7 protein-coding genes are annotated in these 12,234 nt (G+C 71.0%); 4 read left to right on the forward strand and 3 right to left on the reverse strand.

What is annotated here, in order from left to right; translation table 11 throughout:
- Nucleotides 1-21: 21 nt before the first annotated feature.
- Nucleotides 22-1,743: an ABC transporter substrate-binding protein gene (locus WMF34_RS22250; protein ID WP_012236934.1), complete on the reverse strand. Its 1,722-nt coding sequence runs from the start codon at nucleotides 1,741-1,743 to the stop codon at nucleotides 22-24.
- A gap of 757 nt (nucleotides 1,744-2,500) precedes the next feature.
- Nucleotides 2,501-4,903 (reverse strand): right-handed parallel beta-helix repeat-containing protein, encoded by a 2,403-nt coding sequence (locus WMF34_RS22255; RefSeq protein ID WP_437994480.1) that lies wholly within the window; start codon nucleotides 4,901-4,903, stop codon nucleotides 2,501-2,503.
- Between the two features lie 1,093 nt (nucleotides 4,904-5,996).
- Here WMF34_RS22255 and WMF34_RS22260 point away from each other — a divergent pair.
- Together WMF34_RS22260 and WMF34_RS22265 are read left to right on the forward strand one after the other, a co-directional pair.
- Nucleotides 5,997-6,806, forward strand: a complete 810-nt coding sequence (locus tag WMF34_RS22260) for a hypothetical protein (RefSeq protein ID WP_012236936.1) — start codon at nucleotides 5,997-5,999, stop codon at nucleotides 6,804-6,806.
- Between the two features lie 213 nt (nucleotides 6,807-7,019).
- The gene (locus WMF34_RS22265) at nucleotides 7,020-8,561 is read left to right on the forward strand and encodes a Glu/Leu/Phe/Val family dehydrogenase (protein WP_437994481.1); all 1,542 of its coding nucleotides are present in this window, start codon (nucleotides 7,020-7,022) and stop codon (nucleotides 8,559-8,561) included.
- Between the two features lie 76 nt (nucleotides 8,562-8,637).
- Here the strand turns inward: WMF34_RS22265 and WMF34_RS22270 are convergent, their stop codons facing one another.
- A complete protein-coding gene (locus tag WMF34_RS22270; protein WP_437994482.1) occupies nucleotides 8,638-10,626 on the reverse strand; it encodes a sigma 54-interacting transcriptional regulator in 1,989 nt (662 codons plus the stop codon).
- A 129-nt stretch (nucleotides 10,627-10,755) separates the two neighbouring features.
- On the opposite strand from WMF34_RS22270, the gene WMF34_RS22275 reads away from it, so the two are divergent.
- Both WMF34_RS22275 and WMF34_RS22280 read left to right on the forward strand, forming a co-directional pair.
- Nucleotides 10,756-11,070 (forward strand): Mpo1-like protein, encoded by a 315-nt coding sequence (locus WMF34_RS22275; protein ID WP_012236939.1) that lies wholly within the window; start codon nucleotides 10,756-10,758, stop codon nucleotides 11,068-11,070.
- A 330-nt stretch (nucleotides 11,071-11,400) separates the two neighbouring features.
- Nucleotides 11,401-12,219 (forward strand): SDR family NAD(P)-dependent oxidoreductase, encoded by an 819-nt coding sequence (locus WMF34_RS22280; protein ID WP_231864992.1) that lies wholly within the window; start codon nucleotides 11,401-11,403, stop codon nucleotides 12,217-12,219.
- Nucleotides 12,220-12,234: the final 15 nt, after the last annotated feature.

A 12,234-nucleotide genomic window follows, 5' to 3' on the forward strand; every position in this document is an offset into this window, starting at 1 on the left:
CGGATCAGGTCACGCCCAACTTCACTTCGGCTTGAGCTCGGTGAGGACCAGCAGGTACTCCGGCGGGTTGTTGGGCGACAGCTTCGCGTACGGGTTCTCCTTGCTGGGGAACCCGGTGAAGCGGCGTGTGTTGTACTCGCCCCAGGACGGCCCGGGGAACAGCGGGATCGAGGGCGCCGTCTCGGAGAAGATCTCCTGGAGCTGCTCGATGAGCTTCTTCTGCTCCGCCGGCTCGGTCGCGGCCTCGAACGCCTCGAAGAGGCCGTCGGCCTGCTTGGCGCCGAAGCGGTGCCAGTTGCGCGCCGACGTCTCGCCGACCGGCTTCGCGGTCGCGGTGCCGAGGAGGTCCCGGTAGAAGTTGTATGGGGTCGGCTCCTCGTTCGACCAGCCCATCGACAGGTCGAACGTGCCCTTCTGGAGCGCCTCGAAGAACGCGCTGAAGTCGTACGTCTTCAGCGTGGCCTCGACGCCGATCTGCTTCACCTGCTGCGTGACGATCTGCGCCGCGCGCACCCAGTCGGACCAGCCCGTGACGACGTTGAGATCGAAGCGCAGCGGCTTCCCGTCCTTCACGCGGATGCCGTCGGCCCCCTTGGCATAACCCGCCTCGTCGAGGATCTGGTTCGCCTTGGCCACGTTGAACTTGACCCAGTCGCCCGCCTCGACCGTCTTCTGGCTGCGCCAGCGCTCGTGCGCGTCGCTCAGCGCCGTCGCGTCCGCCGGCCGCGTGTAGTTGTTCATGGCGACCTTGACGATCTGCTCGCGGTCGAGCGACATGCTGATCGCCTTGCGCACCCGCGCGTCGTCGAGGGGCTTCTTCGTCGTGTTCGTGTAGACGAACACCGTGCTGCCGACGAGCGGGAACCAGTAGTGGTGATTCGCCGGGTCCTTGCCGACGTAGACCTTCTCGATCTCCGGGACGAAGTTGCCGGCCCAGTCGACCTCGCCGTTCAAGAGCGCCAGGTTCGCCTGGTCGTTGCCCGGGTACGCCGGGAAGCGGAGCCCCTTGATCGCCGGCTTGCCCTGCTGCCAGTAGTTCGGGTTCCGGCCGAGCTCGTAGATCTGGTTCTGGAAGGTCTTCACCTCGGTGAAGGGCCCCGTCGCGACCGGGTTCTCGTTCGTGTACGTGACCGGATCCGCCACGTCCTTCCACTTGTGCTCCGGAACGATCGGCTGGTGGCCGAGGAAGACGAGCCCGGGGACGTACGGCCGCGTGAGCGTGAACTCGACCGTGGAGTCGCTCTTGGCCTCGACCGAGGTCAGCCACTTCCAGACGCCCTGCAGGTCGAGGGCGACGTGCTTCTTCAGGAGCCCGAAGGTGAAGGCCACGTCCTTCGCCGTGAACGGTTGGCCATCGGACCACTTGACCCCGGGCCGGGTCGTGACGGTGAGCGTCTTGTTCCCGTTACCCCACTCGTACTTCGACGCGAGCCAGGGGGTGAACTCGCCCTTCATCGTGTTGTAAACGAGGAGCGGCTCGTAGATACCAGCGACGGTTGGCCAGCGAACGTTGCCTGGTGCGAGCAGAGGATTGAAGTTCCGCACCCATGACGCTTGCTGCTCGATCGAGACGGTCAGGAAGGTGTCGGCGGCCGGTGAGGGTTTGCCCGGCCCCGGCGCGGTGCTCGCGCCGCCCGCGGACTCCTTGGTCGGTTCGGTCTTCCCGCACCCCGCTGTGACACCGACCGAAAGCAGCAACGTCGACAACACGAACGTCCGACGCGGCAACAACCAGTTCCTCATGAGAATGCTCCTCGCGGGGCCCTCGTGGATACGCCCGAGCGCCCACCGTCCCTCTCCCACTCCTCAATCTCCCTGGAAGCCACCACGCGGCAGAGCGGCTCGCCGGAATTCGACACCGCGACGCAGTGCGCCATACCAGCATCCAGGCGTCGGCACTGTAGCCGTTTTCGCACAGCAGTGTCAACGGGGATTCGAGGTCGCTGTCAAGTTCTCGCGCCGCTTACTCAGGCGCGTTTTCAAGGGAGATGTCGTGGTGCGTCATGTCTCGCAGCAGCAACTCCGTCTCATGTGGTGCTCATGGTGTCATCACGCGTCATGAGGAATGATGGCTTAAGCACTTGCACTGTTATTTTCTTTGGCCGCAGTAAGAAAGTAAGCAGTCACAGACTGCGTCGGTTCAGGCACCCGAGGTGCGCCGCGGTCCACGCGCGTCCGGGGCTGGTCTATACAGACGTCCGCGGGCGATTACAAGACCAGAAATTTCCAACTTCGCGCCGGTGGGCCGGTGGACAGGCGGCGCGCTCCCAGGGCGAGCGCGGACACCTCCTGGGCGGGCAGAGAGGGAAGGCCGCGTCAGGGGCTGACGCGGGCGGAGCGTCGGGCGCGGTCAGCGTTGTGGTGCGGGCCGCTGTTCGACGCCTGATGGGCTGGTCCTCTCCGCCGTGGCCGTGAGTACCACGTATCAGGAAAGGCTCCCTTCGATGTCATCAATGTTTCGCGCGCGGGCGCGGGTCAGACGAGCGGCCGCGCCCGCGTTTCATGGAAGCGGGGGAGCGGACGCTGGCACGCGCAGCTCGCTGCCGAAGAGCTCGTCGGCGGTGCAGTTCTCGAGGAACGCGCTCTGCTCACCCAGCTTCAGCTGAGGCTCGGGCGAGCCCTGCACGACCAGCCCGAAGCGGTTGTCCAGGGCGCGAACCCGGGAGAGGCGACCCGCGCTCCGGTCGTACAGGATGCCGGCGCGCGCACAGCCTTCCACCCGCACGTCATCGAGCGCGACGGTGGAGCCGGCGAGCGCGAGGACGCCGTCGGCGACGAGCTCGTCGCGCCGGCTGCCCCGTGCGGCGCGGGGATCACCCGTCACCCCGTCGACGACCGTCTGCGAGATCTCCGCCTCGGAGGCGAACAGCACCACGCCGGCCGTGCGGCTCCCGCGGACGAGGGACGAGGCGAGCCGGATCTCGTACCCCGCGGCGGCGACGCCGATGCCCGTGCTGTCGTCGTCGCCGCCGCCGTCGACATCGTCATCGTCATCGTAGGATTCGCCGCCCGCGGTGCCGTCGATCAGGTTCCCGATGATCTCGACCCTGCTGCCGAGGATCTCCGTGCCGGCGAAGACGCCGACGGAGCGGTTGCCGCTCACGACATTGCCAGCGAGCACCGCGGTGGCGCCCCGGTAGATGACGATCCCCTGCCCCACCGGCGCGCGGCGGTCCGGGGCGACATGCCCCTCGACGAGGTTGCCTGTCACGGTCGCCTCGGACCCGTCATATCCCACGAGCAGGCCGGTGCCCTCGTTGCTGCGAATGGCGTTCGACACGAGCGTCACCCGGCCCTCCGCCACCGTCAGCCCGGCGCCGTCCCCCCAGCCGCCCTCGGCGATGGTGCCCTCGATGAGGTTGCCGCCGGCGATCAGCTCGGCGGAAGAGTCGCCGACGTGAACCCCGGTGCCGCGGTTCCGGACGACCGCGCTGTCGTGGAGGCGCATCGCCGCGCCGCGGGCGACGGCGACGCCGAATCCGCCGAGCAACGACCCGGTCGGGGCCGCCACCGTGCCCTGCACCAGGCTCCGCGTCATCGTCGCCGCGCTGCCCTCGCCGATGACGGCGACGCCGATCTCGGTGTTGCCGAGGACCACGCTCGAGTCGATCGCGACGCGCGCTTGCCTCGCCGCATACACGCCGACGCCGTAAGGCGGGTCGGAGCTCCCGGGGCTCGTCCCCTCGACGAGGACGCCGGAGAGGGTCGCGGACGCGCTGGCCGCCACGAGGATCCCGGACAGCTGGTTTCCAACGACAGCCGTGCTCTCGATCGACGCCTCGGCGCCGTCCTGCACGACGATCCCCTGGCCGTCCGCCGGGTAGCGCCCCGACGACAAGGTCCCCTCGACGAGGCTCCCCACCACGGACGCCGTGGCGCCCGCCTGGAGCGCCGCCACGCCCGCGGCGCGGTTGCCCGTCACGGCGCTCTCCTTCACGAGGAGCGCGCCGCCGGCTTCCGCGGAGGCTCCGATGCCGGTCCCTGCGCTGCCGTCGCGCGTCCCCTCGATCCAGCTCTGCGCCACCGAGAGGCGGGCGCCGTCGCCCGACAGGACGCCGGCGTGCATGGCGTCCTTGATGTGAACGCGCTCGAGCGTCACGGCGCTCGCGCCGGTCGCCACGACGCCGGCGCCGTCTCCGCCGATCCCGATCCCCCGGAGCGTCACCTCCCCTGCGTCGAGCACGGCCACGATCGCGGGAGGACGCACGGCCGAGCTCACCCCGCGGATCCGCACGCGCGAAGCGCACGGGCCGGCGATCACGAGCGGCTTCGTGATGACGACCGGCTCGTCGTAGGTCCCCGCCGCGAGCGCGATCGTCCCGCCGGCGGCGACGAGCCCCAGCGCCGCCTCGATCGTCGTGACCGGCCTCGCCTCGGAACCGTCGCCGTCTGCGCCGGAGTAGCTCGGATCCACATAGACGTTCCCGGACACGCGCGGCACGCTCCCCCACGGCCCGCGCCCGCAGCCGGCGGGGCCGTCGACCGGCACACACCCCGCTTCCGGCGTCGCGAACATGCCTGTCGGGCACCTCGCCATGGCCGGCCTGCAGAGCCCGTCGTCGCCCGCGAGCTCCGGAGCGCAGCGGGGGATGCCAGCGGGAACACAGCCCTCATCGAACTTCGGGATCGTCCCCGCAGGGCACTTCTCCATCGATGGATGACAGAGTCCGTCGTCCTCCACGAACAGCTCGGCGCACCCCTGGATGCCCACCGGCATGCACGCATCCGCGGGGCCGAGGACGTGCCCAGGCGCGCAGCTCGGCGCGCGCGGCGCGACCCCCTCGCATACGGGCGGGGCGCCGGAGCTCCCCGAGGTGTCGCCGCACGCCGCGACGAGCGGCAACAGGGCCGCGATGCAGGCGGCCAGGCAAGATGAACCCGCGCGCGTCGCGCAGAAGCGCATGCAATCCCCTCCTTGGAAAGCGCAGCCTCGCGCCTCGCGGGCTCCCGCTCCTCGGGCGAACAGCTCTCCAGAGCTCCCGCAGCAGCGCGGAGACCGCGCGTGGCCTCCAGAAACAGGCGCTCCGAGCGCCCGAGATCGTCGATGAGCCCGCGCCAGGGTGACGAGGACGCCCCATGTGCGCCTGTGCGCCTGTGCGGCGCCGCGCGAGCTCCTTTAGCGTAATGAATCCTACAACGGGAGATGCGCTCCTGCCAGGCAAAGGAGCCGTGATCGCGCCGACTTTCCCTTCGCTGCAGCGCCACGGACGGCTGCGCCGCGCCGGGTCTCCCGGGCGTGGGCGCGCGAACCTCGCCGACACCGAGGCTCGCGCGCGGCCGAGCGTGTCGGTCAGACGTCTTCTGTCAACCACGTCGAGCCGGGCGAACGCGGCGCAGGGAAGCTCCGCGAAGGCCGCCGCTCCCGCCGCATCGCGGGCCCGCCGTCCGCGGCCGAAGGCGGCGGCCGCGCCGTCGTTCCGGACGACGGGCCGGACGACGGGGTGACGCGCGGCGCGGAGCAGAGCGCGGCACAGGCGCGCAACGACGGCGAGGTCGCCGCAGGAGGAGCGCCGCACAGGGCCCTTGTCGGCCGAAGTGGGCTGAGCACGGCGTGACCAGATGGCCGCAAGCGATGAGAACATCGCCGCCGACGAGCGCAGATGTCGAGTCGCAGCAGCCCCTGATTGCAGGGATCGACCAGGTCTTCGGAAATGCGGCTTGCCGAGCGCGATAAAGCCGCAAGTCGGGTCGTCCTCCCCCTGTCTCGTGCCGTCCCGCCGCGCGCGACGCGCGGCGGGCGCCCCGCGATGGGCGTCGACATTTGCCTTTCTCCAGCGCTCGAGAGGCTCCCACATCGGCGCGCGCCGGCGCGGCGGCTCCCCGGCGCGATGAAACGGGGAGAACGCTCCCTCGGCGCGGATTCAGACAATGCACTTTCGCCGTCGCCGACGCGGCAGGCTCTGCACACGAGGAGTCAGGCACGCAGCCTGCTCTCCACGCCGTTCAACATGCCGGCGCGGGCCCGAGGGCCGTAGCAGGGCATGGAAGGAGGACGGATGGTTCGCTCAATCGATATGAAGATGGCGCACGCGGCGATGCTCTTTTCTGTGTTGATGACCGGGTGCGCAGTCGACGCGGTGGCTCCGCAAGAGGCCGACTTGGACCAGGCGGACGTCGACGTGGCGTCGAGTGAGCAGGCGTTGGAGGGCGAGGAAGCGACGGACGAGGAGACGCGGGGCGGCGGCCTGATCGGCGCGCCCGGGGTGCCGGGCAAGACCGATATCGGCCAGGCCCCCATCAAGGGCGGTGGCCCGCTCCAGGGCCCCGGCGGCATCGGACAGGGCCCCTTCAAGGGCGGCGGCCCGCTCCAGGGCCCCGGCGACATCGGACAGGGACCCATCAAGGGCGGCCTCGGCGGCCCCGGCGGCCCGCTCCAGGGCCCCGGCGACATCGGACAGGGCCCCTTCAAGGGCGGCGGCCCGCTCCAGGGCCCCGGCGGCGTCGGACAGGGTCCCATCAAGGGCGGCCTCGGCGGCCCGCTCCAGGGCCCCGGCGGCCCGCTCCAGGGCCCCGGCGACATCGGACAGGGCCCCATCAAGGGTGGCGGCCCGCTCCAGGGCCCCGTTGGTCAGGTCGGGCAGATGCCCGGCGGCCCGGTCGGGCAGATGGGCGGGATCCCCGGCCTCGGCGGCTACCCGGGAGGCCTGGGCGGCTACCCGGGGGGCATGGGCGGATTCGGGTGGCCGCTCGGTATGGGCGGCTATCCGTACGGCGGCTTCGGCTTCCCCGGCGGCTTCGGCGCGCCGCTCGGTGGCTTCGGCGGCGGTGGGTGCTGCGGCGGCGGTGGTCTCCCTGGCTTTCCCTGAGGTCGTTCCCTGGGCGCGACGGCCACGCTGCCGCCGCGAGCCGTGGTGAATCGATACGAGGATCCGCCCGAACCTGCGGGGAGAGTCACATCAGCTCCCCGCGAGGCGGGCGGCCCGTCCGTCGACCGGCCTCTGGAGAGCGGGCGCCCTCCGTCGAGCGCGGGGCCCGCGAAACGTTGGACCCCCGCCGCGCGGTCGAGGCAGCATACGGCGATGGAAGACGCCCCCCTCCTAGAGCGCGAGCCGGAGACCAACATCTTCGGCGAATCCATGGTGGTGTTTCACACCGCCGCGGACCTCATCGGCCTGGCTCCCCGCATCCGGCTGGAGCTCGAGCAGCCCGACTACGAGCACATCTTCTACATCACCACGCAGCTCCAGGACCGCCTCGTCCCCTTCCGCGGAGAGGCGGCCGCGGCCTACGAGCGGCTCCCTGCGTCGGTGATCCCGAACCGGGCCGCGATCACCCCGCTCTTCAACGGCAAGCTCATCCTCCGCCCCGAGGCGCTCCGGAGCGGCTCGATCCACGTGCAGGACGGGACGATCCGCCTCGCCGATCAGGGCCTTTACCGCATCCAGCCCGGCGCGTTCGTGCGCTTCAAGGCCTATCGGGTCCAGCACAACCAGGCGCGAGGGCCTTACAAGGGCGGGCTGCGCTTCCACAAGGCCGTGTCGCTCGACCTGTTCAACGCGCTCTCCGCCGAGATGACCTGGAAGACGGCCATCGCCGATGTCCCGTTCGGCGGCGCCAAGGGGGGTATTCGCATGGACCCGCGCGAGCACAGCAAGGAGGAGCTCGAGGCGATCTCGCTCCGGTACATGTACCGGCTGAAGCAGCTCATCGGGCCCAACGTGGACATCCCCGCGCCCGACGTGGGCACGAACGCCGAGGTGATGGCGTGGCTCCTGCGCCAGTACAGCGACGGCGAGCGCGAGCGGGTGAACCACCGCGGCGTCGTCACGGGCAAGGACGTGCGCATCGGCGGCTCCGAGGGGCGCGTCAAGGCGACCGGGCAGGGGCTCGCGTACTGCATCGAGGAGTGGTACGCGCAGCGCGGCGCCCCCCTCGCGGGAGCGCGCTTCATCGTGCAGGGCTTCGGCAACGTCGGCTCCGCCGCCGCCGAGATCCTGTGCCGGATGGGCGCGCGGTGCGTGGCCGTGCAGGACGCCGACGGCGCGATTTACGACCCGAACGGCATCGACGTGGGCGCGCTGATGGCGCACGTCAACGAGAACCCGCAGAACCTCCGGCGGTCGGTCGCCGGCTACAGCGGCGCCCAGGCGATCGCGCGGGACGATTTCTGGAGCGTGGACGCGGACATCTGCATCCCGGCCGCGCTCGGCGACGCCATCACCGGCGAGGTGGCCGAGCGGCTCAAGGCGAAGCTCGTGGCCGAGGGCGCCAACCGCCCGACCACGACCGAGGGCGACAAGGTGCTCGCGGAGCGCGGCATCAGCGTCATCCCCGACATCATCGGCAATGCGGGGGGCGTGACCGTCTCCTATTACGAGTGGATCCAGAACAAGCGCATGGAGCACTGGACCGAGGGCGAGGTGAACGCCCGGCTGGAGCGCGCCATCAAGAGCAACTACCGCCTGATCTGCGACATCGCGGAGGACCGGCCGCGCCGCTCGGAAGATCACGACTCGACCGGGTTCGTCCTGGGCAAGCGCCTGCCGATGCGGCTCGCCGCGATGGTGCTCGCGCTGAAGCGGATCGAGGCGCACTACATGCTGGAAGGGTTCTCTCAGTGATCTCGGCAAAGCGACGAACGCGGCGCCGGAGCCCGGCCATCCCGCGGGCCGGGCTCCGGGCGGGCGGCGGGCGGACCTAGCGAGCGACGCCGTACCCGAGCTTCTTGATGCCGTAGACCTTGATCTTGTGCTGGAGCGTTCGCAGCGGCAGCTCGAGGCGACGCGCCGCCTCCGTCTGGTTCCAGTCGGACGCGCGCAGCGCCTCGAGCAGGAGCTCGGCCTCGATCTGCTCCAGGCGCGTCTTGAGGCCGACCGCGGGGGCCGCCGCCTGCCCTGGCTCGGACGCGCGCGGGGGGAGCGGCTCGGACGGGCGCGAGGGCAGCGGCTCGGACGCGCGCTGGGAGAGGGCCGGCGCGACGCCGGGCTCGGACGAGCGCGAGACGTCCACGGCGCGAGAGGGCGTGGGCGGCGAGCTGGGCGAGGTCACCGCCAGGCGGATGCGCTCCGGGAGATCGCGCGCCATGATCGCGTCGCCCTCCGCGATCACCACCGCCCGCTCGATCGCGTTCCGGAGCTCACGCACGTTGCCGGGCCACGAGTAGCACTTCAGGAGGGCCAGCGCCTCGGGCGCGAGCGACTGGACCCTGCTGATGTTCGCCGAGTTCGCCTGCGCCAGGAAGCCCGCCGCGAGCGTCGCGATGTCGTCGCGGCGCGCGCGGAGCGGCGGGATGTTCAGCGTCATCGCGTTCAGCCGGTAGAGCAGATCGAGCCGGAACGTGCCCGCGTCGCACATCGCGTCGAGGTCGCGGTGCGTCGCCGCGATCACGCGGACGTCGACCTCCAGCTCCTTGGTCGCGCCGACGCGAGTCACCCGCTTGGTCTCGAGCACGCGCAGCAGCGCGGCCTGCGCTGCCGCGGGCAGCTCGCCGATCTCGTCGAGCAGGACCGTGCCGCCGGCGGCCGCCTCGAAGACGCCCTTGTGCTGCTGGCTCGCCCCGGTGAAGGCGCCGCGCTCGTGGCCGAAGAGGGTGCTCTCGACGAGCAGCGCCGGGATCGCGCCGCAGTTCACGCAGATGAGCGGCTCGCCGCGGCGCGGGCTGCCGTCGTGGATGAACCTCGCGAGCACCTCCTTGCCCGTCCCGGTCTCGCCGCGCAGGAGCACGGGGATCGAGGAGCGCGCGGCCCGCAGCGCCACCTCGACGAGCGATCGCATGAGCGGGCTCTTGGTCGCGAGGAGGTGGCCGTTGGCCTCCCACTGGCTCTCCGGCGGCGCGCCCGGCGGGCCCGCCTCGTCGGGCGGCCGGGTGCTGTCGACCTTCGGCGTGACGTAGACCAGCGCGCCCTCCGGGGGCGCGAGGCGCACGGGCTCGGCGGGGGTGGCGCTCCGCGACGCCTCGTGGCTGACCTCGATGAGCTTGTCGATGGACGTCGCGGCGTCGGGGGACACGGCGACCCCCGCGACAAGCACGGGCTCGCCCTCGCGGCGCGCGACGATCGCCTTCGCGAGCTCCTCGGCGAGCTCGGGGGTGATCTCGGGGAGCAGGATCTCGAGGGTGTCGGCGCTGTAGAACGCGACGCGATCGACGGGCCTCAGCGCCTCGCGCACGCGGAGCCCCCAGTGGCGGAGGTGGCTCGCCTGCGCGCCGAGCGAGCGGACCACGACGAGCGCGAACTTGCGTCCGAAGAACCTGGACCGCACGATCTCGGCCTGGAGCGCGAAGCGGAGCGCGTCGGAGCCCTCCAGGCCGAACGGGGGCATCTCGCTCCCGGAGAGCACATGGACCGACGCGACGATGCCGCCGAGCAGCACCTCGTCCCCGGCCTTGACCACGCCGCTCTCGACCCGCTGCCCTGAAATGCGCGTCCCGTTGCGCGAGCCGAGGTCCTCCACCACGACCTCGCCGCCCACGAGCGTGAAGCGCGCGTGCCGCCGCGAGATGCTCCTGTCCCGGATCACCACGTCCGCCGGGGCCTCCCTGCCGACGACGACGCCGACGCCGGGGCTCATCGGGGCCATCTCGACGCCGTCATGATGATAGACGAGCAGGAGCACACGCCGCTTCTCCGAGCGCGCGCCCTGGAGGAGCTCCCCTGTCTTGATGGACAGTGGCGCGGTCGTCGCCATGGGGCCGGTCCTGTAACCGCTCACACTGCCCAACTACGCCTCATTCCTCCCAACGGCAACCGGGAAGCGGCGGCGCCCCCGGTCTTCGACGAAAGCGCGCGCGGGGCGTCCGCATGGTAAGGAGGTCGGATGCTCCGTCTCAACGCCGAATGGACACAGGTGCTCCGCCGGTACAAGGAAGACCACCAGGATCCACGCAACCAGGCGTGTCACCAGGTCGGCATACCGCTCATCGTCGCGAGCTTCCCCGTGGGCGCGACGCTCATCGGCCTCCCGCTCGCGGCCGCGATGTTCGCGACCGGCTGGGGCTTCCAGCTCGCGGGCCACTGCTTCGAGGGGAAGAAGCCGTCGTTCGTGGACGACAAGCGGAGCCTGATCATCGGCGTGCTCTGGTGTCTCGAGAAGTACGGCCTGCGCGTCTTCGAGGAGACGCCCGCCCCCTGACGCTCCTCGCCAGGCGCTCCCCGGGCGCCGTCCACGTGCGCGGCTGTGACGCGGACAGATCGGCTTCCTGCATCAGAAAACCTGGAACATGGCTTTCTGTGCCGCTGTGCTGCATTGCGCAAAGCTTTCTTGACGTGATGCACGCACGGTCGTACCTGTGTCGCGGGCGGGGGCGACGACACTTCCTGTTCGGGGTCCTCGGCAGGCACCGCGCCCGCCGGCGCATCGACGTCCGCCCGCGCCTCTGTCCCGACGAGCTCCCGGAGCGTCGGGACCGGCCCGCCGCAGGCGATGAGATGGACGAGGACGAGGAGACGGGGGATGGGGAGCATGAGGGGGAAAGTCGCCGTGATCACCGGGGGCACCTCGGGGATCGGGCTCGCGACGGCATCCGCGCTGGCGCGGCAGGGCGCCCGGGTGACCGTGCTCTGCCGCCGGACCGGCTCCGACGGCGCGAGGAAGCTCGCCGCGCTGAAGGTGCTCGGCGAGGTCAACCTCGTCGAGTGTGACCTCGGCCGGCTCGCGTCCGTGCGCGCGGCGGCCCGCCAGGTGGCCGACCGGTGCGGGGTCGTTCACCTGCTCGTGAACAACGCGGGCGTGTTCCTGCGCGAACGCGCGGAGTCGGCCGACGGCCTCGAGATGACGTTCCAGGTGAACTACCTGTCGCATTTCCTGCTGTCGAACCTGCTGCTCGACCGGCTCAAGGCCGCGCGCGACGCGCGCGTGGTCAACATGGTCGCGCCGGTGGACAGCATCCGGCTCGACTTCGATGATCTCATGTCGAAGCGCTCGTATTCGTTCCTCTCCGCCTCCGCGCGGTCGAAGCTCGCGCTCGTGCTCTCGGCGCGCCGCCTCGCGGAGAGGCTCTCGGGCACAGGAGCCCAGGTGCTCTGCTACTACCCTGGCCTCGTGCGCTCAGGGCTGTTCGAGGGGACCTCTCGCGTCCTCAAGGCGCTGATCGACGTCGTGGGCGCGACGCCGGCGCAGGCGGCCGCGAACCTCCTCGCGATCCTGGCCGAGGCGGCGCCCGCCGGGAGCCCCGCCTTCTTCGAGCGGACCAGGGCGAGGCCCCTCAAGGGAATGGCGACCGACGCAGAGGCGGCCTCGCGGCTCTGGGAGATGAGCTCGAGGCTCGTCGGCTTCACCTGAACGGAAGGGCCCCCC

It is taken from the genome of Sorangium sp. So ce145 (genome assembly GCF_051525985.1).
Taxonomy (GTDB): domain Bacteria; phylum Myxococcota_A; class Polyangia; order Polyangiales; family Polyangiaceae; genus Sorangium; species Sorangium cellulosum_B.